At 59.8% G+C, this 24,596-nt stretch carries 16 protein-coding genes, 2 pseudogenes and 1 riboswitch; of the genes and pseudogenes, 12 read left to right on the top strand and 6 right to left on the bottom strand.

The features are described from left to right. Nucleotides 1-199: 199 nt before the first annotated feature. The 8 genes and pseudogenes from fbaA (at nucleotide 200) to AB656_RS07690 (ending at nucleotide 9,605) form a co-directional block, all read left to right on the top strand. Nucleotides 200-1,273, top strand: coding sequence for a class II fructose-bisphosphate aldolase (gene fbaA / locus AB656_RS05565; protein ID WP_033504934.1), 1,074 nt, complete (start codon nucleotides 200-202; stop codon nucleotides 1,271-1,273). 120 nt (nucleotides 1,274-1,393) lie between these two features. Continuing rightward, nucleotides 1,394-2,695, top strand: a complete 1,302-nt coding sequence (locus tag AB656_RS05560; RefSeq protein ID WP_033504941.1) for an adenylosuccinate synthase — start codon at nucleotides 1,394-1,396, stop codon at nucleotides 2,693-2,695. Between the two features lie 56 nt (nucleotides 2,696-2,751). Next, a complete protein-coding gene (locus AB656_RS05555; RefSeq protein ID WP_051905404.1) occupies nucleotides 2,752-3,936 on the top strand; it encodes a LacI family DNA-binding transcriptional regulator in 1,185 nt (394 codons plus the stop codon). Between the two features lie 353 nt (nucleotides 3,937-4,289). Continuing rightward, nucleotides 4,290-5,110: pseudogene (locus tag AB656_RS05550) on the top strand (alpha-amylase family protein); the annotation flags it as partial. After that, nucleotides 5,106-5,823, top strand: a pseudogene (gene ilvC, locus AB656_RS05545) (ketol-acid reductoisomerase); the annotation flags it as partial. The pseudogenes AB656_RS05550 and ilvC, both read left to right, overlap by 5 nt. A gap of 205 nt (nucleotides 5,824-6,028) precedes the next feature. Then, a complete protein-coding gene (locus AB656_RS05540) occupies nucleotides 6,029-7,375 on the top strand; it encodes a GntT/GntP/DsdX family permease (protein WP_033504935.1) in 1,347 nt (448 codons plus the stop codon). Between the two features lie 59 nt (nucleotides 7,376-7,434). Beyond that, nucleotides 7,435-8,784 carry a D-serine ammonia-lyase gene (locus AB656_RS05535; RefSeq protein WP_033504936.1) on the top strand — a complete coding sequence of 450 codons (1,350 nt, stop codon included), beginning with the start codon at nucleotides 7,435-7,437 and terminating at the stop codon, nucleotides 8,782-8,784. Between the two features lie 122 nt (nucleotides 8,785-8,906). Then, complete coding sequence (locus AB656_RS07690) at nucleotides 8,907-9,605, top strand: helix-turn-helix transcriptional regulator (protein WP_033504937.1); 699 nt, start codon at nucleotides 8,907-8,909, stop codon at nucleotides 9,603-9,605. 1 nt (nucleotide 9,606) lies between these two features. On the opposite strand, the gene AB656_RS05525 is transcribed toward AB656_RS07690, so the two are convergent. The 3 genes from AB656_RS05525 to AB656_RS05515 all read right to left on the bottom strand — a co-directional run bounded on the left by AB656_RS05525 (nucleotide 9,607) and on the right by AB656_RS05515 (nucleotide 14,836). Beyond that, complete coding sequence (locus AB656_RS05525; RefSeq protein WP_081924925.1) at nucleotides 9,607-11,142, bottom strand: amino acid permease; 1,536 nt, start codon at nucleotides 11,140-11,142, stop codon at nucleotides 9,607-9,609. After that, nucleotides 11,114-12,625, bottom strand: coding sequence for an amino acid permease (locus AB656_RS05520; protein WP_034983467.1), 1,512 nt, complete (start codon nucleotides 12,623-12,625; stop codon nucleotides 11,114-11,116). Before AB656_RS05520 ends, AB656_RS05525 begins: the two co-directional genes overlap by 29 nt. A 112-nt stretch (nucleotides 12,626-12,737) precedes the next feature. Then, nucleotides 12,738-12,917: riboswitch (Lysine riboswitch) on the bottom strand. 398 nt (nucleotides 12,918-13,315) lie between these two features. Beyond that, nucleotides 13,316-14,836 carry an amino acid permease gene (locus tag AB656_RS05515; protein ID WP_081924924.1) on the bottom strand — a complete coding sequence of 507 codons (1,521 nt, stop codon included), beginning with the start codon at nucleotides 14,834-14,836 and terminating at the stop codon, nucleotides 13,316-13,318. A 237-nt stretch (nucleotides 14,837-15,073) separates the two neighbouring features. Here AB656_RS05515 and AB656_RS05510 point away from each other — a divergent pair, with 237 nt between their 5' ends. The 3 genes from AB656_RS05510 (at nucleotide 15,074) to AB656_RS05500 (ending at nucleotide 19,983) form a co-directional block, all read left to right on the top strand. Beyond that, complete coding sequence (locus AB656_RS05510; protein ID WP_033503950.1) at nucleotides 15,074-16,591, top strand: amino acid permease; 1,518 nt, start codon at nucleotides 15,074-15,076, stop codon at nucleotides 16,589-16,591. Nucleotides 16,592-16,846: 255 nt separating this feature from the next. Then, nucleotides 16,847-18,856: a SpaA isopeptide-forming pilin-related protein gene (locus tag AB656_RS05505; RefSeq protein WP_081924922.1), complete on the top strand. Its 2,010-nt coding sequence runs from the start codon at nucleotides 16,847-16,849 to the stop codon at nucleotides 18,854-18,856. Nucleotides 18,857-19,275: 419 nt separating this feature from the next. After that, a complete protein-coding gene (locus AB656_RS05500) occupies nucleotides 19,276-19,983 on the top strand; it encodes a hypothetical protein (protein ID WP_033503952.1) in 708 nt (235 codons plus the stop codon). A 157-nt stretch (nucleotides 19,984-20,140) separates the two neighbouring features. Here the strand turns inward: AB656_RS05500 and AB656_RS05495 are convergent, their stop codons facing one another. Next, nucleotides 20,141-21,430: a class I SAM-dependent methyltransferase gene (locus AB656_RS05495; RefSeq protein ID WP_033503953.1), complete on the bottom strand. Its 1,290-nt coding sequence runs from the start codon at nucleotides 21,428-21,430 to the stop codon at nucleotides 20,141-20,143. Between the two features lie 261 nt (nucleotides 21,431-21,691). Here AB656_RS05495 and AB656_RS05490 point away from each other — a divergent pair, with 261 nt between their 5' ends. After that, nucleotides 21,692-22,042 (top strand): DUF4186 domain-containing protein, encoded by a 351-nt coding sequence (locus AB656_RS05490; RefSeq protein ID WP_414630304.1) that lies wholly within the window; start codon nucleotides 21,692-21,694, stop codon nucleotides 22,040-22,042. A 100-nt stretch (nucleotides 22,043-22,142) separates the two neighbouring features. Here the strand turns inward: AB656_RS05490 and AB656_RS05485 are convergent, their stop codons facing one another. Both AB656_RS05485 and feoB read right to left on the bottom strand, forming a co-directional pair. Continuing rightward, complete coding sequence (locus AB656_RS05485; protein WP_152593109.1) at nucleotides 22,143-22,532, bottom strand: hypothetical protein; 390 nt, start codon at nucleotides 22,530-22,532, stop codon at nucleotides 22,143-22,145. After that, nucleotides 22,529-24,544: a ferrous iron transport protein B gene (gene feoB / locus AB656_RS05480; protein ID WP_236681927.1), complete on the bottom strand. Its 2,016-nt coding sequence runs from the start codon at nucleotides 24,542-24,544 to the stop codon at nucleotides 22,529-22,531. Before feoB ends, AB656_RS05485 begins: the two co-directional genes overlap by 4 nt. Nucleotides 24,545-24,596: the final 52 nt, after the last annotated feature.

Raw genomic sequence — 24,596 nt, 5'->3', positions numbered from 1 at the left:
GTGGTTTGGTCTGGCGGTCACTGGTGGTAGAAGTTCCTTTTCTCTTCTTTCTTGGCCCGGCGGCCCCCATCCGCCGGGCTTTCTATATTCCGCACCATTGCGAAGGCTTGCGCCCCTGCCTCCGGCGTCCCCTTCCGCCGAAGTGGGCGCCGCGTGGCCCGGACCCCACATTATCGGTGGCAGTGGCGATAATGAAAGCATGACTTTAGCGACACCCGAGCGGTACGCGCTCATGCTGGACTCGGCCAGGCGCGGCGGTTACGCTTACCCGGCCATCAATGTGACCTCCACCCAGACCTTGAACGCGGCCATCCAAGGCTTCGCGCAAGCTGAATCCGACGGGATCATCCAGATTTCTGTAGGCGGCGCGGACTACCTGTCCGGCCAGCGGCTCCACGATCGAGTGGTCGGTTCCATCGCTTTCGCCCGTTTCGCCTCCGAGGTCATCTCCGGGTATAAGGGCGTCACGCTCGCCCTCCACACCGACCATTGCGCCCCCCAGTACCTGGACGGGTGGGTCCGCCCCCTTCTGGCCTACGAGCGTGAGCAGGTGGCGCGCGGCGAGGAGCCCCTCTTCCTTTCGCACATGTGGGATGGCTCCACCCTGCCGCTAGAGGAGAACCTGCGCATAGCCCGCGAGCTCCTGAGCGAATCCCAGGCGGCCCATACCATCCTGGAGATCGAGGTCGGGGCGGTCGGCGGCGAGGAGGATGGGCAGTCGGCCGAGATGGACGAGCGGCTCTACTCCAGTCCCTCCGACGGCATCAAGGTGGCTCAGGCCTTGGGCTTAGGGGAGGAGGGGCGCTACATGGCGGCCTTCACCTTCGGCAACGTCCACGGCGCGTACAAGCCCGGCGTGGTCAAGCTGCGCCCGGAGCTCCTGGGCCGCATCCAAAGCGCAACGGCTGAGGCGGCCGCTCAGGGCGGTCTGCCGGAGCGGACGGCGCGCGCGGCGGCCGAGGCCCCGGACAGCAAGCCCTTCCTGCTGGTCTTCCACGGCGGGTCAGGTTCGCGTCCCGAGGAAATCGCCCAAGCGGTGACCCACGGGATCGTCAAGATGAATGTGGATACCGACACCCAGTACGCTTTCACTCGCGGTGTGGCCGACCATGTGTTCACCAACTACGACAAGGTCCTCAAAGTGGACGGCGAGGTGGGCGCCAAGAGCGAGTACGACCCGCGCGCTTGGGGTCGGCGGGCTGAGGACTCGATGGCCGCCCGCGTGGTCCAGGCTTGCCAGCAGCTAGGCTCAGCGGGTCGGGCCCTGAAGTAAACCAAGCCGGGCGTCCGAGCCTGGCGGCGGGGCTCCTTGCTCCACGCTCCGGAGTAGGCTGCTGCTGGCGGTCGATTCGGCGCGAGGCGCGGAAGATCGTCTGACGTGGAGGAGGATTTCATGCCGGGAATCGTGATTGTCGGAGCCCAATGGGGGGATGAAGGCAAAGGCAAAGCCACCGACTTGATTGGTAGCAGGATGGATTACGTGGCCCGCTTCAACGGGGGCAACAACGCCGGGCACACCGTGGTCGTGGGTGACCAGACCTACGCCCTCCACCTCCTGCCCTCAGGCATCATCCACCCCCGGCTGACCCCGGTGATCGGCAACGGCGTGGTCATCGACCCCGAAGCCCTCCTGTCCGAGATCGACGGCCTCCAGGCGCGCGGCGTGGACTGCTCCAAGCTTAAGATTTCCGAGGCGGCGCACATCATCGCCCCCTTCCACCGTCGGCTCGACAAGGTGTCGGAGCGTTTCCTGGGCTCCCACAAAATCGGCACCACCGGTCGGGGCATCGGTCCCGCGTACGTGGACAAGGTCAACCGTGTAGGTATCCGGGTCCATGACCTCTTTAATGCCGCCCACTTGCGAAACAAGGTGGAAGCCTCCCTTCACCAGAAGAACCTGATGCTGGAGAAGATCTATGATTTGCCGCCGGTAGACATCGACCAGACCGTCGATGAGCTCCTGAAGGCCGCTGAACGGCTCAAGCCTTACGTGGCCAACACTTCCCTGCTGTTGAACGAGGCCTTGGATGCGGGCAAGTCCGTCCTCTTCGAGGGCGGCCAGGCCACCATGCTCGACGTGGACCACGGCACTTACCCCTTCGTCACCTCCTCCAACTGCACGTCCGGCGGCGCCTGCACCGGCACCGGCGTGGGCCCCGCCAAGATCGACCGGGTCATCGGCGTGGCCAAGGCTTACGTGACGCGTGTGGGCCAAGGCCCCTTCCCCACGGAGCTGGAAAATGAATCCGGCGAATGGCTACGCAAGCACGGCCATGAGTTCGGCGTCACCACCGGCCGGCCCCGCCGCTGCGGCTGGTTCGACGCGCTGGTTTCCCGCTACGCCACCCAGGTGAATGGTTTGACCGACATCGTGCTCACCAAGCTCGACGTGCTGACCGGTCTGGAGTCCATCCCGGTTTGCGTGGCCTACGACGTGACGATGGCCGACGGCTCGACCGCCCGGGTGGATCACATGCCCACCGATCAGGCTGAGTTCACCTCCGCCAAGCCCGTCTACCAGGAGTTCCCCGGCTGGTCCGAGGACATCCAGGGCGCTCGCTCCTTCGACGAGTTCCCAGCCAAGGCCAAGGATTATGTCCATCGGCTGGAGGACCTCTCCGGTTGCAGGATTTCCGCCATTGGTTCCGGCGCTGGTCGTGGGCAGATCGTCTCCCTGCGCTCTCTGGTAGACTGAGAGGCCGCAGGGTATCGAACGTTCGATACCCCGTTGATTCGACGGGAGGCTCTCAAATGGTAGGTATGCGCGATGTGGCCAGGAAGGCGGGCGTCTCCACCAGCACGGTCTCCCTGGTCGTCAATGGCAATGGTTACGTCTCCCAGGCCATGGCCGACCGCGTCCAGGCGGCCATGGACCAGCTTGATTACGTGCCCAACGAGTTGGCCCGCAACCTCTCACGCAACCGGACCAACCTGGTCGGCGTCATCGTTCCGACCATACGCCACCCATTTTTCGCCACGCTGACCGCCAGCCTGCAGCGAGCCCTCTACGAGCAGGGTCTGCGCACGGCCTTGTGCTCCACCGCAGACGTGGATCAAGACGTCAGCCAGTATGTGGACATGCTGAGGCGGCGGGCTATGGATGGCATCATCATGGGCGCCCACACGGTCTATCCGGCCGACTACTGGTCCTCGATCGACCGGCCGATTGTGGCCTTCGACCGCTACTTGGGCTCCTCGATTCCCTCGGTGGGCTCTGACCACAGCCAGGGTGGCCAGTTGGCGGCAGCCCTGTTTATCAAGACCGGAGCCCGGCGCGTGGTCGAGATCGGAGGCCCCCGCATCCACTACCAAACGGCTGCGGGCGTCGATTCGGTGCCCCTGGGGTCCGTCACGATTGCCGGTCAATCCACCTTCCCGCCCGTCCGCTATCACCTGGCCTTTGAGCGCAGCCTGCGGGCGGCGGGCGTGCGCTACGACTACATCGAGATTGAGTCAGTCGCGCGGATGGAGGAGTTCCGCAACGCAGCCTATCTGGCCTTCGAGCGCTGCCCCGACTTGGATGCCATCGTCGCTCCTGACCTGGCGGCCGCCTTCTGCGCCCAAGAGGCCATCCGCCGGGGTCGTCCGATTCCCGGTGACTTGCAAATCGTCGCCTACGACGGCACTTACGTCTCCGACCTGGCTGGCGTCAAGCTGACCAGCGTCCTCCAGGACTTCGACGGCGTGGCCTCCGCCTTGGCCCGGCGCCTCGTGCAGCTCATCCCTGGGCGAGACGGCCAGGTCCCTTTGCCTCAGGGCGGTAGCCCGCGCGCGGCTGGTGCAAGGTCGAGGACCAAGCACGCCGCGCGGTCCGCTCGCGTTGGCTCGGGCGCCCCGGGCGGCCTATCCGCCCAGTCCGAGCTGGTCCCGATGACGCTCAAGCCTGGTGAATCCACCCGTTGGAAGGGCTCGATTCAAAGCCTGCTCAGTCGCTGACGGCCACTGATTTCGGTTCCAGGTCGATGTCATCCAGGGGGCACGATCTTAGTGTGGTGGCTGATTTTGTATCCCAAATACGGGGCGAGCACTAAGATAACGCTGAAGTAGGTCATCGCGATTTCGCGCCAATCGCCACTTTGGAGGACATCTCTGGCTGCCGCATTTCGGCCATCGGCTTGGGCCCCGGCCGCGACCAGATCGTTCAGATTCACTCCCTGATGGACTGACGAATTCGTCAGTGTCGTCCAGTGTCCTTGGTTTGTCGGATGCTTGTAAAATCGGTTTGGTAAAATGCTCCGAGTGGGCCTGTAGGCGTTGTAAGGAGAAATTGCGGATAACAGGGTCAGCCCATCGCCTATGCGGACCGTTTCGGAGACGGTACTCTGCTTCCTTGGCTGAAATGCTGCGAACCAGGTTCGATGGTGTTTATTGTGGCATTCACATATTGCCTTTTTCGCCCCGTACGATGGCGCGGATCCCGGTTTCGATCCAACCGATCACACCAAGGTGGATTCGCGTCTGGGCTCCTGGGAGGACATTAGGGAGCTGAGCCGTACCCATGGGATCATGGTGGACACCATTGTCAACAACATGTCATGGGAATCCAGAGAATTCCAGGATGTCATGCGCCAAGGCGAGGTGAGCCTTTACCACAATATGTTCCTAACCATGTCTTCTGTCTTTTCAGAAGGTGCTTCGGAAGAAGATTTGACGGGTATTTACCGCCCTTGTCCAGGTTTGCCCTTTACCCAGTACGACTGGGCAGGAAAAACGAGATTGGTCTGGACCATTTCCACCCCCCAGCGGGTCGACATTGATACCGGGACTGAGCAGGGGTGGGGTTATATCATGTTGATTCTCGACAGGCTGGCAGAAAGTCGTGTACGGTACATCCGGCTAGATGCTGTCGGTTATGGAGCCAAACAAGCCGGCACCAACTGTTTCATGACTCCAAAGACCTTCGAACTGATTTGAGCCAGCAAGCAGGAGGCTGGGAAGCGCGGTCTGGAAACCCTGATTGAGGTTCATTCCTATTACAAGAAGCAGGTTGAAATAGCTGCTAAAAGTCCATCGGATCTACGATTTCGCCTTACCGGCTCTCCTTCTCCACTCGATTTATATGGGTGATTTGGAAGCACTATCTTATTGGGTAAGTGTGCGGCCGGGCAATTGTTGGCTTCGTCCACGGGTTCAACATCCATTACGGATACGTCAAGCCCAGCGCCGATCATCCTGTCTCCATGGTCGCACCCAAGGGCCCGGGCCACATCGTCCATCGCGAGTACGTGGCCGGACGTGGTGTGCCGGTGGTCGTTGCCGTCGAGCAGGATCCCCGCCTACGCCAAGGCCCTGGGCTCCCTGCGTGTAGGCGCCATCAAGACCACCTTCAAGGAGGAGACCGAGACCGATCTCTTCGGTGAGCAGGATGTGCTCATGGGTGGCGTCAACCACCTGGTCGAGACTGGCTTCGAGGTGCTGACTGAGGCCGGCTACCAGCCCGAGATCGCCTACTTCGAGGTCTGGCACGAGCTCAATATGCTGGTCGACCTGATGAACGAGGGTGGTCTGAACAAGGCCCGTTGGTCCTGCTCCGACACCGCCCACTACGGTGACTTCACATCCACCGTGGTCGACGAGTCCACCAAGGATCGCATGCGTTACCAGCTCAAGCGCATCCAGGACGGCTCCTTCGCCAAGGAGTTCATCGACGATCAGGATGCCGGCGCCCCTAAGTCCAAGGAGTTGCAGGAGAAGTACTCCCACGAGAAGATTGAGGAGGTCGGCCCCAGGCTGCGTGTCATGTTCTCCTGGAACAAGGACGTCAAGGATGCCGACGAGGCTCAGTCCTTCACCGGGAAGATCGCCCGCTCCCAGGTTCAGTGACCTATAAGTTCCTAAGTCTGTAATCTATAGGGCCACCGTCCAAGTGACGGTGGCCCTTTTTTATTGTGTGACCCGGATTATCTATTTCCGTTTAAGTGGTGGAAGCGCTGTACTCTGAAGAGTCGTACCCATACTTATATTGGCAAAAATTATTTACTGTGGTAAAATACTATTACCACTGAGTTCAGTAAACAAAGGAGTTGACGTGGGTACCGGTCCTCTTCTGGTGGTCCTCCTGATCGCCATAGCCGTCATTGTGCTGCTCATTGTTAAGGTAAAGATGCATCCTTCGCTTGCCTTACTGCTTGCGGCATTCTTAGTCGCTTTTGTTACGCGGGTTCCTTTGGGGAAAATAAGCGATATCCTTGAGAAAGGTGTTGGCGATACCTTGGGCTTTCTGACCCTGATTATCGGTTTTGGGGCCGTCCTCGGCAAGTTGCTGGAGGTTTCTGGCGGGGCGCAGCGCTTGGCTCACTCAATGCTCAAGGCTTTCGGCAAACAACGTGCCACCATTATCATGGCTTTATTGGGTCTGATTTGTGGTATCCCTGTCTTTGTGGAGGTAGGGTTCGTACTCTTGGTTCCTTTGGTCTTTGTGGTCGCAAAGGAGGCCGGAATATCCCGGTTGAAAGTAGGAATACCCCTCGCCACCTCTCTAATGGTTGTTCACTGCATCCTGCCGCCACATCCCGCGGCTACCGCCATTGCCGGGACCTTGCATGCCGATATCGGTATGGTTATCCTTTTGGGGCTTTGTGTGGCAATCCCCTCCGTACTCGTGGGAGGTGTGCTCTTTGCTCATTTTGCTATACCTGCACATGACTCGTCTCTTCAGGAGATCACCGAAGGGGGCTTGGGTAATTTCGTAGAAAAGGATGAGAAGGATCTTCCTGGGTTCGGTATCACCTTGCTTACCATCCTTCTACCCCTCCTGATCATGGTCACCCGCACCATCTGTGAGCGGCTGATTCCAGCTGATACTTTGGCAATGCAATGGATTAATGTTATTGGCAATCCGATCTCTGCCCTCACAATTGCACTGCTCTTTGCGTACTTCTCATTGGGGCTGAACCGAGGGTTTGGTATTGAGAAGCTCCAGGAGATCACCGACGGCTCCTTCGGACCTATCGGTGGCATTCTCTTGATTATAGGTGCTGGAGGGGCATTCAACGCAGTACTGACTGCTTCGGGTGTGGCTCCAGGACTGGCAAAGGCTTTCGCTCACCTACCTGTAAGCCCGGTAATCCTAGCTTGGCTGATTGCTCTCATCCTACACTTCGCGGTAGGTTCCGCCACGGTTGCCATGATTAGCGCCGCCGGAATCGTGCTTCCGATGCTTTCAGCCAATCCCAATCTTTCTCCAGCAATTTTGGCCTTGGCCATCGGTGCGGGTGCCATAGGCCTTACCCATGTCACTGATTCACTCTTTTGGATGGTCAAGGAGTATCTGCAAATCAGTGTCCCACAGGCCTATAAGACCCTGACAGTTGGCACCACCATAACCTCCGTGGTGGCCCTCTGCATGACCCTCTTGCTGAGCCTGGTGGTCTAAGGTCCTCACCCTGAACAGTAAAGGCAGTTGTCAACAATTGTGAACAAAGGAGTCAAACCATGAACAATGAAATACAAGGCAAGTCAATGTCCGAATGGGTCAAGGACTTCCCTGTGTTGGATGACCTGAGACATGAAAAGGAAACCACCTGGTTCAACAGCCGGTTGCAATCGGCTCAGGAAGGTATCGCCCATGTAGGGTTAACGATTAAGGACGTCGATGATGCAGCTGACAGACTGAAGCGTTTCGCCCCCCTGATCATGGATCTCTTTCCGTCGATCAAAACCTCAGAAGGCATCATTGAGTCACCGCTGGTAGCTGTTCCCGATCAGAGCAAGGCTCTTGGGGAACGGTATGGGCACTCGCTTCCGGGGCAACTCTGGGCCAAGCTTGACAGTGAACTGCCCATCAGTGGTTCCATCAAAGCTCGAGGTGGTATCTACGAGGTGCTGAAACATGCCGAGGATCTGGCCATTGAAGCAGGACTTTTGGAACCTGGCGATGACTACCGTAAACTTGCTACCCCAAAAATGAAGAAATTCTTCGGGCAATACAAAATTGCAGTCGGCTCGACTGGTAACCTCGGCCTGTCCATCGGAATCATGAGTGCTGCCCTGGGCTTCGACGCCAGTGTCCATATGTCAGCAGACGCCAGGCAGTGGAAGAAGGACAAACTTCGTGCCAATGGAGTCCATGTGTTCGAATATCAATCGGATTATTCGGTAGCAGTGGCCTCTGGGCGCAAAGAGGCGGAAGCTGATCAGAAAGCGTACTTCGTCGACGATGAGAATTCGTCAACCCTCTTCCTGGGATATGCGGTTGCTGGCAGACGTCTTGCTGGTCAGTTGCAGACCTACGACGTGCGCGTGAATGCTGACAATCCCCTCTTTGTCTACCTGCCCTGTGGAGTGGGCGGATCGCCTGGCGGCGTTGCCTTCGGCCTCAAGACCGTTTTCGGTGATGATGTCCATTGCATTTTTGCAGAACCTACGCACTGTCCCTCCATGTTTCTGGGGACTTATACGGGTCTGCATGACAAGATATGCGTCCAGGACTTCGGTATTGACAACGTGACTGCAGCCGATGGCCTGGCCTGTGGCCGCCCGTCGCGCTTCGTTGGTAAGGCCATGGAGCATCTTGTTGATGGGTTCTTTACAATTGATGACGATGAGCTCTTCCGTATCGAAGCCAACCTGCACGACAAGGCTGGCATCGATATCGAGCCGTCGGCTGCCGCTGGATTCGTGGGTCCTTGGCGAATTCTGGCAGGTAACGAGTATCGTCAGAAAATGAATCTGGATGATGTTAGCATGGCGCATGCCACGCACATCGCCTGGTGTACAGGCGGATCCATGGTACCTAAGGACGAGATGGCCGGTTATATCAGTAAGGGTGAGAGCTTACTCTAGACCGGAGGTTCAGGTTGGAGTGAATACAGGGTGGGAGCATAAAAACTAAAGCTGTTTCCACCCTGATTTCATGCCGAATTCGATGTGATAAGGTCGTGTCCAAACATGGAGAGGTTAGAGTTATGACTCAAGAAGCTTCCTTCCCTGGTAAAGATTCCGAGGCGGCGGATGATGCAGCCTACCTTCGACAGTTCTTTCCTTTGGTGGATTTCCTGGGTGAAGTGTTGGGTCCGAGGACTGAGGTGGTTCTACACGATGCATCTAACGTGAAAAATTCAATCATTGCTATTGCAAACGGTCATGTTTCTTCAAGGAGTGTGGGGTCTCCAGCCACTGATTTCCTGTTGCGGTTGCTTCGGGACGGGGCACAAGGAGGAAAGGACTACATGGTGGGGTACAGAGGAAAGTCGTCCACCAACAAGAACCCCTTAGTCTCGTCAACCTGCCTGCTCAGACGGCAAGGAAGGATAGTCGGCGCCTTGTGTATTAACAGTGATCGCACCCCGCTCGTGGCCGTTGAGCATATGGTAGGGCAGCTCAAAGAGATGTACTTTCCCTCTGCTGACTATGATAATATCCATCAACAGGAGGAGAACCTGGTTGCCTCAGTTGGAGATATCGTTTCCCAGGTGATTGATGGGGTCTGTGTTGAGACCGGGTTACGTGTGGATCAGCTGGGTACAGAGCGACGCCTCGATGTGATGAAACGGCTTAATGATCGAGGTTGTTTCAACATCAAGGGTTCTGTTGCGCGGGTTGCTAAACAGCTAGCAATATCTGAATCGACAGCCTACCGTTACATCCACATGGTTACTGAATGAGTCACACCGGTATATCGGTTGTCTGATTTCGATGTCCGGGGATTACGTCGGTCCCGGAGACGTCCATGTCCTTGAGCTTGACGATCTTGGTGTGGTTGATGAACTTGTAGCCCAGGTAGAGCACCAGGACCAGGACCACGCTGAAGTAGGTCATGGCCATGTGTGACCAGTTCAGACTTGCCATGGAGGGGATGTCCTGTCCGGCGATGACGATCAGGCAGAGCGCCATCGCCAGGAGAGGGCCCAGAGGGTAGAGCCTGGAGTGGTACTTGAGCTCGCTCACGTCATGCCCCTGGAGTTTGAAGGCCCGGCGGAAGCGCAAGTGGCTCAGGGCTATGCCAATCCAGGCGATGAAACCGGTCAGCCCGGTCGCGGTCACCAGCCACAGGTAGAAGGACTGGCCGAAAATCGAAGTGGTGAAGGTAGCTAGCGACATGCATACCGTTGCGATCAGTGCGGCCATCGGGATGCCGTGCTTGGTGGTGTGGGCGAAGATCTTAGGCGCGTAGTGGTCCTGGGCCAGGGCGTAGAGCATACGCGAGGAGGCGTAGGCGCCGGTGTTGACCGCGGAGAGAATCGAGGTCAGGACCACCGCGTTCATGACCGAGGCAGCCCCCGCCAGCCCGGCCCGTTGGAAAACCAGGGTGAAGGGCGACATGGCGATATTCGCGTCCGAAGCGCCCAGCAGGTTGGGGGAGGTGTAGGGGATCAGGGCGGCGATGACGAAGATGGAGAGAATGTAAAAGAGCAGGATCCTCCAGAACACCTCGTTGATGGCCTTGGGCACGGCCTTGCTTGGGTCCTTGGACTCTCCAGCGGTCACGCCCACCACTTCGGTGCCCTGGAAGGAGTAGCCCGCGATCAGGAAGACCGACATGATGGCCGGCAGCCCGCCCACGAACGGCGCATCCTTATAGGTGAAGTTCCGCAGGCCTTCGGCCGGGTGGAACATGATGCCGAAGATCATGGCGAAGCCGATCACCAGGAAGACGATGATCGTTGCCACCTTGATGAGCGAGAGCCAGAACTCGGTCTCCCCGAAGGCCGAGACCGCGAGCGCGTTGATCAGGAAGACTATGACCAGGACCAGTAGGCTCCAAATCCAACCCGGTGTGTTAGGCAGCCAGTATTGGATCAGGAGGGCTGCGGTCGAGATGTCCACCGCCCCGGAGATGGTCCAATTCAGCCAGTAATCCCAGCCCATGGCGAAGCCTAGGGCCGGGTCCACGAACCGGGCGGAGTACGAGGCGAAGGAGCCGGAAACCGGCATGTACGTGGCCAGCTCGCCCAGGCTGGTCATCAGGAAGTAGACCATGATGCCCATGGCCGCGTAGGCCACCAGACCGCCGCCGGGGCCTGCTTTGGCGATGGTGGACCCGGATGTCATGAACAGGCCGGTGCCGATGCACCCGCCCAAGGCGATCATCGAGATGTGGCGGGTGCGCAGGGAGCGTTGCACGGCGTTGCCGCCCCCTGCGCCCGCCCCGCCCTGGGGGTCGTCGCTTGCTTTAGCCCTGGACCTGCTCTGCTGCTTCATGCTCTTCCACACCTGTCTGTGCCGCTGATACGTCGATGTCTTTCAAGGGAATCAGCTTGGTATGGTGCTTAATCTTATATCCGAAGAAGAGGATGAGCACGAGCGGGACCGATATGTATGTCACGCCGATTTCCTGCCAATTCCACTGGATGAAGGCTTCGATGTTCTGCCCGGCGATCACGACCAGGCACAGGACCAGGGCCAAGATAGGGCCCAGGGGGAAGAGCTTGGCGTGATACTTGAGCTCGGAGACCTTGTGCCCCTGGAGCACGAAGGCCCGGCGGAAGCGGAAGTGGCTGATGGCGATGCCGAGCCAGGCGATGAACCCGGTCAGGCCCGAGGCGGCCACCAGCCACATGTAGACCTGCTGGCCGAAGATCGAGGTGGCGAAGGTGGCCAGGGCCACGATTGTAGTGGCGATCAGCGAGGCCATCGGGATGCCGCGCTTGGTGGTGCGCGCGAATATTTGGGGCGCGTAGTGGTCCCTGGCCAGGGCGTAGAGCATGCGGGTGGAGGCGTAGGAGCCTGAGTTGGCTGCGGAGAGCACCGAGGTGAGCACGATCGCGTTCATGACTGAAGCCGCGCTGGCCAGGCCCGCCCGCTGGAAGACGAGAGTGAAGGGCGACATGGCGATATCGCCGTCGGCCGCGCTCAGCAGGTTGGGGGAGGTGTAGGGGATCAGGGCGGCGATGACGAAGATGGAGAGGATGTAGAAGAGGAGGATCCTCCAGAACACCTCGTTGATGGCCTTGGGCACGGCCTTGCTCGGGTTGTCCGACTCGCCGGCCGTCACGCCCACTAGCTCGGTGCCTTGGAAGGAGAAGCCCGCGATGAGGAAGACGGAGAGGATGGCCGGGAAGCCGCCCACGAAGGGCCCGCCCTTGTAGGTGAAGTTCCGCAGGCCCACGGCGGGGTGGAACATGATGCCGAAGATCATAGCGAAGCCGACGACCAGGAAGACGATGACGGTCAGGACCTTGATGAGCGAGAGCCAGAACTCGGTCTCCCCGAAGGCCGAGACCGTCAGCGCGTTGATGGTGAAGACTATGACCAGGACCAGCAGGCTCCAAATCCAACCTGGCGTATTGGGCAGCCAGTATTGGATCAGGAGGGCTGCGGTCGAGATGTCCACCGCCACCGTAATCGCCCAGTTAAACCAGTAGTTCCAGCCCATGGCGAAGCCTAGGGCCGGGTCCACGTAGCGGGCGTTGTAGGTGGCGAAGGAGCCGGAGACCGGCAGGTGGGTGGCCAGCTCGCCCAGGCTGGTCATCAGGGCGTAGACCATGATGCCCATGGCCGCGTAGGCCACCAGACCGCCGCCGGGGCCTGCTTTGGCGATGGTGGACCCGGATGTCATGAACAGGCCGGTGCCGATGCACCCGCCCAGGGCGATCATCGAGACATGGCGCGCCTTCAAATTGCGCTGCACCCCCGACGAGCCGGCAGTTCCGCTTGAATTGCCCGATGCTTCCTGTTGGGCCATGAGTCATCCTCCTTGCAATACGTAAGAAGGAGCGTGAAAACGACGAAAACCGCAGCCGTAGTGCTGGGGGCGCGAAGCCTCCGGGCAACCGTCGACTGAGGCTAACGCATGAACCGTCCATAGCGCTCCGCAGCGCATCCGCTGCGACAGTCCTGGATTTGTTGAACCCAGTCCCAACCCCCAGGCTCAGCGGCTCCTGGACGTTTCGGCTGACCACCCTTTCGCCAGGTTTCACCGGCGCCGCAACGCCTCCACCTGGCTACTGATGAGCTCAGCGACCTCTTCTGTGACTTGTAATGTGCCCTACACTATACCGCATCCTTGCCGCTAGTGTGTTACGTCCTTCCGCCAATAAGCGGGCGAAGGGCTTTCCCACTCCCGTTTTCACCCGTTCCGATCCTTAAAACCCCCGAAAATCCTGGGCTGGCCTCTTCCGTCGCGGGATTCGGGGCAGGACAGCGTCTTTGAAACCAATCCGAGCAGGCAGGGATTCCTAGGGGCGCTTGTCTTTCCCTATGAGGTTGGTTCCCAGTCGCTCCCCCCCCCAATCCACGGTCCGTGCGACCGGGGATTAGAAGGTGCGGCCGCCGGATACCTCAATGTGGCTGTTAACGCCTGCCGCCCTGGCTACAAGCCGACGTACGAGCGGTTTTCACATAGCAGGATATGGGTGGTGGAACGAAAGACCGCCTAGCGCTTCCTCCGCATGGTGAGCTGGTAGGCGGCCACCAGGGCGGCCAGCCAGATGGGGCCGATGATGACGGCGACGCGGTAGGACGGAGAGAAGCACATCAGCGCTACGACCAGGGCCATGAAAGCCAGGAGGACCCAGGGGGTCACGCGCGGCCAGGGGAGTTTGAAGGCGATAGCGTTCAGGGCCGGTTGGCCGGTTCTGCCGGCCAGCGCCCCAGGCCCGCGTCCAGCGGCCACGGCCTTGCGGAACTTCATTTCGGTGATCATGATGATGGTCCAGTTGATTAAGGTGGCGATCGTGGCCACGCTCATCAGATAGTTGAAGGCGAATCGCGGCCAGAGGAAGACTACGAGAACCGCTAGAGCGGTGATCGCGGCCGAGGTGAGCACTCCCGCGTAGGGCACGCCCCCGCGCGAGACCCGGGCCAGGTAGCTGGGCGCATTGCCTTGCTGGGCCAAGGAGTAGAGCATACGGGAGTTGGAGTAGAGGGCGGAGTTGTACACGCTCATCACTGCAGTCAGGCAGACGAAATTGAGGATGCCTGCGGCCGCGTGCACGCCGACCGAATCGAAAATCTGCACGAACGGGCTAGTCACCACTCCCCGCGCATCCGGCTGACCGATCGAGCGCCAGGGCACGACGGCCATGATGACGCCCAGGGCGGCGATATAGAAGACCAGGATTCGCCAGATGATGTCGTTGGTGGCGCGCGGTATGGTCTTGCGCGGATCAGCGGTCTCCCCGGCGGTGATGCCAATCAGCTCAGTGCCTCCGAAGCTGAACATGACCATGGTCAGGGCCATGAGCAGCCCGGTCCACTGCCCGCCGGGCCCGCGTCGCAGCAGCCCGGTGGGGAAGAACCCGCCGTCGTTGAACCAGTTGGAGAAGGAAGCGCGCATACCGCCCGTGGTAGGCAGGGCCATGATGACTACCGCAGCGCCGCCTATGATCATCGCGATAATCGCTACTATCTTGATGGTCGCGAACCAGAATTCGAATTCGCCGAAGCGGGCCACCCCCATCAGATTGGCCGCGGTGATCACCAGCAGGAAGACGGCGGCCGAAACCCAGGCTGGAATCGCGGGGAACCAGTAGCTGACGAAGGAACCCACCACGGCCAGCTCCACCATGGAAACCAGAATGTAGTTGAGCCAGTAGTTCCAGCCGGAGACGAAGCCCGCGCGCTTGGACCAGTAGCGACTCGCGTAGTAGGAGAAAGCGCCGGCTTGGGCGTCTTCCACGCTCATTTCGCTCAGGGCCCGCACAATCATGAAAATGGCCGCCCCACCAATCAGATACGCCAGCAGAATCGCCGGCCCGGCCAGTTTGATCGACTCGCTGGACCCGTAAAAGAGGCCAGTGCCGATGGCCCCTCCGAGCGAAATCAGCTGGATATGGCGGTTTTTGAGGGTGCGTTGCAGAGCACCGCTGGCCCTCTTTCCTTCCGCCCCTGTCGCTGCCTGTGCTGTTATCGGCCCCGCAGTGTTCTGATGATTCGGGGCATCCTGCTTGTTCATCGCGCTCGCGCTTCCTGCTTTCGGTTCATGGTCACTGCTCGCTTACACCGGCCGCGCGAGGCGTTGTTCGCCGTCCCGTCGCCCGCTTGACGCTGTCCGCCCGCCAAACCTTGTGGGCCCTGGCTTAGGAAAGTCCATCCGCCAGTCTAGCCAGGCCCGCGCCGGCCCGCGCTCTCCGTCTCGCTGGATGGATGCCCCTACCGCTCGTCCCAGATGGGGAGTTACGATAGGTGTCCTATGCGAAATTCAGACGAAGACAATCAGCAGACCTCGGCCTCCTGGCAGGCTGCGGCCGAATCCACGGATGGCGCCGGTCAGCGGCCTGGTGCAGGCAACCAGATGGAGCGTGGCTTGAGCAAGCGTCACGTGCAGTTCATCGCCATCGGCGGCACAATTGGCACCGGCCTCTTCCTTGGCTCGGGCAAGTCAATCGCTCTGACCGGTCCATCGATCATTTTCGTTTATATAGCAGTAGGCCTCATCATGTTCCTGCTGATGCGGGCGATTGGCGAGCTGATGTACGCCGACCCCGACCAGCACACTTTCATCGCGTTCATTTCGCGCTACCTGGGCCCGGGCTGGGGCTCCTTCGCTGGCTGGTCCTACTGGATCGTGCTGATTCTCATAGGCATGTCCGAGCTGACCGCCGTAGGCACCTATTTCGTCACGTTCTTCAACACGTTCGGCATCGACCTGTCCTCCTGGCGCTTCCTGATTGAGCTGGCCTTCCTGCTGGCCATGGTGGCCATCAACCTGATTGCGGTGCGCGTGTTCGGCGAGGCCGAGTTCTGGTTCTCGATGATTAAAATCACACTGATTGTGGGCATGATCGCCACCGCCGTGGTCATGGTGATCATAGGCTTCCATTATCCGGAAATCCACATGTCCGGTTCCGAGCCCGCCTCCCCGGCTGGCCACGCGGGCATTGACAATATCCTGAACGGTTTCTCCTTGGCACCGAATGGATGGCTCTCCTTCTTCATGAGCTTCCAAATGGTCTTCTTCGCCTACGAGATGATCGAATTCGTTGGCGTCACGGTCTCGGAGACCCAGAATCCGCGCAAGGTCCTGCCTAAGGCCATCAACGAGATTATTGTGCGCGTGCTGATCTTCTATGTGGGCGCTTTGGTCGCCATCATGCTCATCGTCCCCTGGCGCACCTTCAAGCCCAAGTCGGACGGGACGTTCGCCTCCCCCTTCGTGATGGTCTTCCGATACGCCGGGCTGGACTGGGCGGCCGCGCTGGTCTTCTTCGTCGTGATAACGGCCGCGGCCTCGGCCTTGAACTCCCTGCTCTATTCGGCCGGCCGCAACCTCTTCCAACTGGCCGGCTCGGCTGAGAACCCTGCCATGCGCTCCTTGGCCGTCATCTCCAAGCGGGGCCATGTGCCGGCTAGGGCCATCCTGGTGTCCGGCTTGCTCATCCTCTTGTCACCCGTCCTGCGCTCGCTGCCGGGATTCTCGTCCGCGTTCGTCCTGTTCGCCTCAGCGTCCTCCGCGGTGATTATTTTCATCTATGTCTTGCTGATCGTGACCCACCGCCGCTACCGCGCTTCAGCTGACTTCGTGGCGGATGGTTTCCTCATGCCGGCCTACCGGTGGACTGGCTCGCTGGCCATCGCCTTCTTCGTGTTCGTCTACGCTTCGCTCTTCCTGGCGCAGGACACGCGAGCGTCCGCCGTCTGCGGCCTGATTTGGCTGCTGGTTTTCGGCGGCGCATGCCTCTGGAAGCATCGCGGAGCGGCGAAGGCTTGAATTCGTGAGTTGCATTTGACGGCGTCCAGGCGTGCCAGGCTGCGGGTAATCACAGGAGCGTAGTTACAAACCCATTACAGCAGTAGGCTTCCTGTGGCTCTTTTTATTTGCCCTTTTGCCTAGGCTATGCGTATAATCAAACTTGCGCGGGGTCTAACCGGCACTGACTGCAATCTTGCATCGTGGCGGTGAAAGATGGGGAACTATCGGTTGGACCTGCACTATAGATAAGGTAAGAGAAAAGGAGCGCATTCAATGCGTATTCAAAACGATAAGACTGGGAGCCGTAGTCTTGCTGCAAGACTGCTTGGCCTCCTAGTGGCGGTGCTCACCACCGCGGCGGCTTTCCTGGTTGCCGCGCCTGGTGCCCACGCTGCTGACCCTGACACCATTTCGGCTGATGACGAGTTCTCCACTTCGGTTGACCCAGCTGCAGGCGAGCATGACAAGGTCACTCTGACCAAGTACCTGGCTAACGCCGCGGGTAATGCCGCCACTGGTTCGTCCTTGGACGCCAAGCCTGGTACCGCTGTGGGAGTTGGCGTTGTGTTCAAGCTGCGTGAGATTGTGGCTACCGGTTCGCATAACCCGAGTGATATGAACCCTAACGGTGGCGCTAATAAAAACTACAACTATGTAGATGGCAAAACCTGGGCCGGTGTTACTGACGCAAACGGTAAGATTGCCAACCTGGCCAGCGGTAATCCAGCTGTCGGTATCTGGATGAAGGCACCGGCCACAGATCCTGTTGACGCCGCAAGCTGGAAGGCTTGGGCTCAGGGTCAAGGCAGCGCCCCGGCTACCAGCGCTGATGTCCTGCCGCTCGAAGCAACTGGCACGCACTACTATGAGCTGTCCGAGGTTGCTCATCCCGTAAGCCTGAATCATTACACACCTGCCGAGACAACCGTCTTCTCCCTGCCTTACATGACCACCGGTAAGTACACCGTGAATGGTACCCAGCAGACCATGACGGGTTACATCCATCACCTGCACATCTTCCCGAAGAACGTTAACACCCAGCAGGTTTCGAAGTCGATTACCAAGGTCAATGGCTCTGATTACGTTCCTGGGAGCGAAGCCGCTGTTGCCGGTAATACGGTCACTTGGCAGATTAACAACAACATCAGTACAGCTAGCCCGGTCAACAACGATAACAACATCTACTGGAATTACATCCAATCTGCTGGAAACACCGGCGAGTACCTGAGGGTTGTTGATCGTGTTTCCAGCGCCTTGAGCGTTGACACTGACACTGCTAGCAACGTTTCTGTAGTGTTCACTTATAACGATGGTACGAGCGACCATACCCGAGGCTTGATGAGTGATAGCGATTACACGATGGAAAAGCTGTCGACTCCTCCCACCCGTATTAATAGCACGGACGAGATGTTCACGGATGACGGTTCCTCGCAGTACCTCGTATTCCACTTCAAGAAGGCCTCGAATTCTTCGCTTAGCGGTGTGACCGGTACCGTGAACGACCCTCGCTTTGTGATTACCATCAGGTCCACGGTGACTCCGAACGGTGCTGGCGATGGTTCCCTGGCCGGCCGTCTGTCCAACTCTGTCGCTACCGATACCTACAACGACAGTAGGCAGAACCCTGGCAGTCAAGCTGACGCGTCCATGCCTTCCGCCGGTTTCCAGTTTGCAAAGGTGAAGACGGATGGCACCGGTCTTGCTGGAGCCAAGTTCGCTCTGCAGAAGAACGATGATACGGGTACTTTCCTGCTGCAAGACGGTACTTTTGGTGCGGATGGACAATCGGCTAACCCGATGATTACCGCTACTTCGAACAACCAGGGTGTCGTCACATTCACTGGCATCAAGCTGCCGGTGGGTGTTTCTAGCGACCAGGGCCAGTTCAAACTCGTTGAGATCGCGGCCCCGGCGAACTATCAGCAGGCTTCTACAAAGTTCAACATCGTCGACTTTGGTGATGTCGTGTCCAAGGCCAGTGTCTCGGATGCTATCGCTGCGTTCCCCAGTGGTCTGCACCCTAACATGTCCAAGCTGAACTTCGGCTCATATGACCCTGCTGCTCACAATGTCTCCATTAGCCCTAACATTAAGGATGCTAACGGTGACCAGATCACCAAGGGTATGATGAACTGGAAGAGTGGTGAGTCCGGTGCGCCCATCAGCCTGCCTCTGACCGGTGGCAAGGGCATCATCCTGCTCCTGATTATCGGCCTGGCCATCATGGGTGGTGTGCTGGTTGCCCGCAACCGCAAGAACGCCTCTGTTGGTCGTCACATCTGATTCATTGAATCAGATTCAATCACTGCCTTGTAACCAGCAGTGATCATGCAGTGGGGCTCCGTCCGCCTTGACGGGCGGGCGGAGCCCCACCTCGACAGTATGGCTTTTGGACTCGCGAGGGTCCGCTTCCCGAGGCTTCTGCCTATTAGGGCAGGGGGCTTGGGACCCACTGAAGGAGAGAGCGGTGGGTTACCAAACGGCTTCCGGTGTAAGAGAAGAGACACTTGAGTAAGAATCCGGAACCGATGAATAGCTTTTGACGGGGAGTATTCAACATGAGGCTGAAGAGATTATCGTCGGCAGTTGGGGTAGGGCTATTGTCCTTCCTGCTGTTGATAGCTATTGCGATAGGGGTTGCCCCTACGCAGGCCAGGGCTGATAGCGGCCAGCCTCACAGTGACGCTGCATTGACCCTCCAAGTGGCAGAGAACGGCACGGGCACTGGCATTGGAGATCCCCGCAACATCAATCAACTACTGCCAGCTGGAGCAAAGCCGGTCGGCGCAGGCTACATATTCAGCGCCACAAAACTGGACTATTCCGTCATGCAGCGCATCGTTGATGATCAAACATCCAACGGTCAAGGTACAGCTGCGAACAAGGCCGTCACCGATAAGGTGATGGAGAAGTTCTCTGATACCGTGGATAAGACGGGCGGCAAAAGCACCATTTACCTCGGCACCACCGATGGCCAGGGCCAAATCACCGTCGGTTCCTCGGCCTCTAACGGCGTATGGCTGCAAGGGGCCACTTACGACCGGTCGCAGAACAAGGTGAACGGTGGTTCTCCGGCAGCCTTCAACTTAGATAGGTACAGCACGTATTGGCTGGTGCAGGTTGTCTCGGGCCCAACAGGCAAGATTGCCTCAGGCGATCCAGTCGTCGTGCAACTACCTGACCATACGGGCGTTAGCTCGGACCCCTACCGTGTGACGATCCGGCCGAAGGTGCAGGTCAGAGACGCTCCCCCTGCTGCCGCGAACGCATCCTCCTCATCGTCCGCCCCCCAGGTCACAGGTCGCTTGGCGGCGACCGGCAGCAATGTCCAAGCTTTGGCTTCGATGACCATCCTCCTGCTTATAGCAGCCGGCCCATTACGCCTTTACGCGGCCCAATCCCGCCGCTAGCATTACCTAATCGAAGCCCTCCAAGCGGAGGGCTTCGTCATGCCAGACAGGCCCGGGTAAGGCGCGAGTCCAGACAGTAGCGTCTCATGGCATGCGAGCCTGAACGAGGAAAGCCCCGCACCAAGTGCGGGGCTTTGCGTTTCGGGCTGGCTGCTGGCTACCGCGTCCACCAGGGGCGCAGCGGGTAGGTGCTAGTGCCGGTGTCTGGATCGGGCTTGATGCACTGGAACTGGTGGACCTGAATCGTGTTGATTTCGAAGTTCAGGCGGGAACCAGCCATGTACAGGCCCCAGAGACGTGCCTTGGGCTCGCCCACCATTGATTTCGCCTGTTCCCACTGGGCTTGGAGGTTCTCGGTCCAGTGCTTGAGCGTGATGGCGTAGTTCTGGCGCAAGTTCTCTTGGGTGATGACCTCAAAGCCATTGTCTTGGATGGTCATCTCGATCTCGGCTGGGCTGGCGAGCTCGCCATCAGGGAAGATGTAACGGTCAATGAAGCTGCCAGCGCGCTTACCGTCGTGCGAATTCGTCCGCGTGATCTGGTGGTTGAGCAAGATGCCGCCAGGGCGCAGCTTTTCCATCATCTCATGGAAGTAGGCCGGGTACTGTTTGAAGCCCACATGCTCCATCATACCGATTGAGCATATGCCGTCGAAACCGGACTCCGGCACATCGCGGTAGTCCATCAGACGGATTTCCGCCAAGTCTTCCAAGCCCTCGCGCTTGATCCACTCCTGGCCCCACTCAACCTGCTCATCGGCCAAGGTGACGCCAATTACGTTAATGCCACGCTTTGCGGCGGCTATCTCCATGGAACCCCAACCGCAACCGATGTCGAGCAGACGGTCGCCCTTCTTCAGGTTCATCTTGTCGAGCACCATGTTGAGCTTGTGGGCCTGGGCGTCTTCCAAAGAGGTCTCCGGGGTGTCGAAAACCGCGCAAGTGTACGTCATCGAGGGGCCCAGGAAGAGCCTGTAGAAGTCATTGGACTGGTCATAATGGTAGCTGACGGTGGCCGCGTCGCCCTTGCGGGTGTGGGGGCGGATGCCTTCGCGCAGGCGCGTCGAAAGGGAAGGGCCTTCGATGGTCGGCGGATCAGGCACGTGCACGCCGTGGGAGAAGACAGCCGCGGCGATGCGGGCCAGCTCGACCTTGCCGGGCTTGCGCAGGTAGGACTTAAGGCCGGTCAGTTGCTTGAAAACCTCGTAAGGGTTGCCGGGCAGGAGCTCAGGGGAATCCAAATCGCCCTGGAGGTAAGCGCGGGCCAGCCCCAGGTCGTTCGGGTTCTCCGCGATGTAGTACATGGCGCGAGAACTCTTGATATCCAAGTGGAGGGGAGCGTCGTCGGAGCCAAAGCGCGAGCCATCGAAGGCCCTCACCTGCACCGGAGCGTCAGGCTCCAGGAAAGCCTCAACCATCTGCGCGACCGTCATGTTGCGTGCGTTCATATAGCCTCTTCCTCTTCAAAGCCTCGCCTGCCTGAGAGTAATTAGGAGCGGGGCCAAATCACTAACACTTCCTACCCTCCACACTACTCCCCGTAGGCTTACCGTGCCGTGCCTTACGGGAAAAGCTGCATCGTTCGGCCATGTAGCCGTCCTATATTAGAAGGCGGATGCCGAGGCGAGGAGAGGATGGACGTGATGGGTCACAGCGGCGAGCCAGGTGAAAGCACAGGTGAGTACGCGGGCCAGGAATGGGTCCAGGAGATGCTCAGACGGCTGGGAACGTCCGAGTTCCGCGCCTCCTTTTCGCTTACCGCCAAGGACCGCGCCTATGCCAGGGCGAAAGGGAAAGCCACGATAGACCGGCATGCCCACGAGATGCTCCGTCAGCGCGTAGGCGCCGCCAACCCTTTGAAGGATGGCAAGCAGACCCCCTACCGCGGGCATCCGGTCTTTACGGCCCAACACGCTACGGCCACCTGCTGCCGGGGCTGCATCGAGCGCTGGCACCACGTGCCCAAAGGGCGCGAGCTGACCGATCAGGAGGTGGACCGTCTAGCTGCCCTAATCATGGCTTGGATTGAACGCGACCTGATCGCCCATCCTGCCATTTGAGTCAATTCCGCTGGACGAGAGAAATCTAGCGTTACTCAGGGTTTCATCCAGTCGGTCTTGTCTCTGCCTGGGACGGGTGGGATTCAAAAGCCGGCAAGGGTCATCGGTCTTCTGAGGGGGATTGGCGAATGCGGGCGCGCAGGCGGGCCCACGGGGACTGCTGGCGGCGCACTGCGGCTGGCAGGATGGGGCAGGAGGCGCAGACCAGGGAATCCGGGTCTGGGTCGCAGCCCGGGCCGGAGCCACAGTTCCCGGCGGCGAGCTCGTAGTAGTTCAGGCGGCCTGAGCGACGGGCCTGCTCGGTGACCAGTGAGACGAAATCGAGGGGGACCCCTACTTTCCGCGCCACGGTTTGGGGAGGCTGCCCGGCTGTCAGGGCGTTGATGATTCGCTCGGCGATTGGGGCTTGCATGTCGCCGCCTACACCGGGTTCGCCCGGCTTGGACGCACCGCTGGGGCTGGTTTTCCTGAACCCAGGCCCGGCGCTCATAAGAACCGCCCGACTTGGAAGACGATGACGGCCAGAATGTAGGCGATGATGAGACCGGCAGCTACGGATTGGGCCGCGATTCTGCCCCCGTACTGGCGGCGCATCTCCGCCACCGTGGCCAGGCAGGGCGTGTAGGCCAGGACGAAGAGCATGAAGGCCGCCGCCGCTGCCGAGCCATGCCCATGACTGGAAGCCTCGAAGGACTCGCGCACCGCCTGGCCCAAGGTGCCGGTGCCCTGCTCCTGGTCGGAGGCGTCATCAGAAGAGTGGATTTGATAGGACTGCGACATGGAGCCGACCACTACCTCCTTGGCCACGAACCCTGTGATCAGCGCCGCGGAAGCGTGCCAGTCGTCGAAGCCCGCCGGTTTGAAGACCGGGGCCACCGAGGTGGCGACCGCCCCGTAGAGGGAGTCGTGCACGTCGTCCACATGGCCGAAGGAGTTAGCGCCGGCCGCGCCTGCCGAAACGGGGATGGCGGACAGGAACCACATGATGACGATCATCGTGATGATGATTGAGCTGGCCCCGGTCAGGAAGGCCCACAGGCGCAGCGCCACCGATTTGCCAAGTTGGATCAGGCGGGGCATCTGGTAGGGGGGCAGGCCGATAGCGAACGGCTGGGTCCTTAAATCGCTGAACTGCGTCTTGCGCAGCAGAAGGCCCACGCCCAGGATGATCAGGATCGAAGACACGTACATCAGGAAGATGGCCAAGCCCGCGTAGCGCCCGAAGAAGGCGTAAGCCAGCACGATGTAGACGCTCAGCCGGGCTGAGCAGGAGGTGAACGGAATCAGCAGGCCGGTCATCAGGCGCTGGCGGGAGTCAGGCAGGGTGCGGGTGGAGGCCAGGGCTGGCAGATTGCAGCCGAAACCGACCACCAACGGTAGGAAGGCGCGTCCGTCCAGTCCGATTGAGCGCATGGCTTTGTCCATCACGAAGGCGGCGCGGGCCAGGTAACCGGAGTCCTCCAGCAGGGAGAGGACGATGAAGATGATGCCCATCGGCGCTATGAAGGTCAGGACGGTGATGCAGCCGTCCAAAAGCCCATCCACCAGCAGCGAATGGGGCCAGGAGTCCAGGGAGCCGGGCCCGGACAAAGCGGAGAAGACCCAGTCGATCGCGCTCGTGGCCCAGCCGCGCACGGTCACGTCGAACCAGTCGTTGATGGGGGCTGCTACCACGGTTGTGGCCTCGAACACCAGGTACATGACGGCTAGGAAGATGACGATGCCGGCCACCGGGTGCAGGAGGACCCTGTCCAGGCGGTCGGAGAAGGTGGGTTCAGGCCCAGTGGCATCCGGATGCGCAGGATTCAAATCCGTCAGCACGCGAGCCGTCCAATCAAAGCGCTGGTCGGCGGTGGCGCGCACCCAGGCGGAGACTTCCTCCTGGCTGGCTTCGCGCCCGGGAGCTGACAGGTCGGTCGCTGGCGAGAGCAGCTGGAGGGAACCAGACGAATCCTCTTGCTCACCGGCGGCGATACGGGCCCCGATGGCCTCCAGCAGGTCCTCCTTGCCGTGGCCGGTGCGCCCGTCCACCGCAATGAAATCCAAGCCAGGCACCTGGCGGCTGAGCGCGTCCACACTGATTGACGAGCCCTGCTTGGCTGCCAAATCCAGCATGGTCACCGCCGCTACGATTGGTCGGCCCAAGTCAAGCAGCTGGCTGAGCAGGTAGAGGGACTTGGAGGGGGAGGTGGCGTCGAAGACGGCGACGATGACATCTGGTTCCGGGTTGCCGGCCCGGCCCATAGCCGCCTCCGAAGCCACTTGCTCGTCGGGGCTGAGCGCGTCCAGGGAGGCTGTGCCTGGGGTGTCGATGAAGTCCCAGCTGGTTCCGCCTCGGTTGAGCTGGCCGCGTTCAACCAGGACCGTCGTCCCCGGCGCGTTCATGACCGAGGCCGATGTTCCCAGAATCGCGTTGAAAAGGGTGGACTTGCCGACGTTCGGGTTGCCGACGAAGACGATGGAGGGCCGATTCTGGGACGGGTGCATATGGTGATGGGGCATGGGCAGCAGGACCGCCAGGCCCCGGCGGTGATGGTGGCCGCCGGCGTGGGCC

Origin of the sequence: Bifidobacterium actinocoloniiforme DSM 22766 (assembly GCF_001263395.1) — a bacterium.
In the GTDB taxonomy this organism is placed as follows: domain Bacteria; phylum Actinomycetota; class Actinomycetes; order Actinomycetales; family Bifidobacteriaceae; genus Bombiscardovia; species Bombiscardovia actinocoloniiformis.
The sequence above is the reverse complement of the archived record's forward strand: the minus strand, read 5'-3'. Positions and strand labels throughout refer to the sequence as shown.

What these genes read in the sequence shown, in the direction of transcription:
- fbaA (WP_033504934.1), top strand. Translation starts at nt 200, where the DNA reads ATGACTTTAGCGACACCCGAGCGGTACGCGCTCATGCTGGACTCGGCC.
- AB656_RS05560 (WP_033504941.1), top strand. Translation starts at nt 1,394, where the DNA reads ATGCCGGGAATCGTGATTGTCGGAGCCCAATGGGGGGATGAAGGCAAA.
- AB656_RS05555 (WP_051905404.1), top strand. Translation starts at nt 2,752, where the DNA reads ATGGTAGGTATGCGCGATGTGGCCAGGAAGGCGGGCGTCTCCACCAGC.
- AB656_RS05535 (WP_033504936.1), top strand. Translation starts at nt 7,435, where the DNA reads ATGAACAATGAAATACAAGGCAAGTCAATGTCCGAATGGGTCAAGGAC.
- AB656_RS07690 (WP_033504937.1), top strand. Translation starts at nt 8,907, where the DNA reads ATGACTCAAGAAGCTTCCTTCCCTGGTAAAGATTCCGAGGCGGCGGAT.
- AB656_RS05525 (WP_081924925.1), bottom strand. Translation starts at nt 11,142, where the DNA reads ATGAAGCAGCAGAGCAGGTCCAGGGCTAAAGCAAGCGACGACCCCCAG.
- AB656_RS05520 (WP_034983467.1), bottom strand. Translation starts at nt 12,625, where the DNA reads ATGGCCCAACAGGAAGCATCGGGCAATTCAAGCGGAACTGCCGGCTCG.
- AB656_RS05515 (WP_081924924.1), bottom strand. Translation starts at nt 14,836, where the DNA reads ATGAACAAGCAGGATGCCCCGAATCATCAGAACACTGCGGGGCCGATA.
- AB656_RS05510 (WP_033503950.1), top strand. Translation starts at nt 15,074, where the DNA reads ATGCGAAATTCAGACGAAGACAATCAGCAGACCTCGGCCTCCTGGCAG.
- AB656_RS05505 (WP_081924922.1), top strand. Translation starts at nt 16,847, where the DNA reads ATGCGTATTCAAAACGATAAGACTGGGAGCCGTAGTCTTGCTGCAAGA.
- AB656_RS05495 (WP_033503953.1), bottom strand. Translation starts at nt 21,430, where the DNA reads ATGAACGCACGCAACATGACGGTCGCGCAGATGGTTGAGGCTTTCCTG.
- AB656_RS05490 (WP_414630304.1), top strand. Translation starts at nt 21,692, where the DNA reads ATGCTCAGACGGCTGGGAACGTCCGAGTTCCGCGCCTCCTTTTCGCTT.
- AB656_RS05485 (WP_152593109.1), bottom strand. Translation starts at nt 22,532, where the DNA reads ATGAGCGCCGGGCCTGGGTTCAGGAAAACCAGCCCCAGCGGTGCGTCC.
- feoB (WP_236681927.1), bottom strand. Translation starts at nt 24,544, where the DNA reads ATGCCCCATCACCATATGCACCCGTCCCAGAATCGGCCCTCCATCGTC.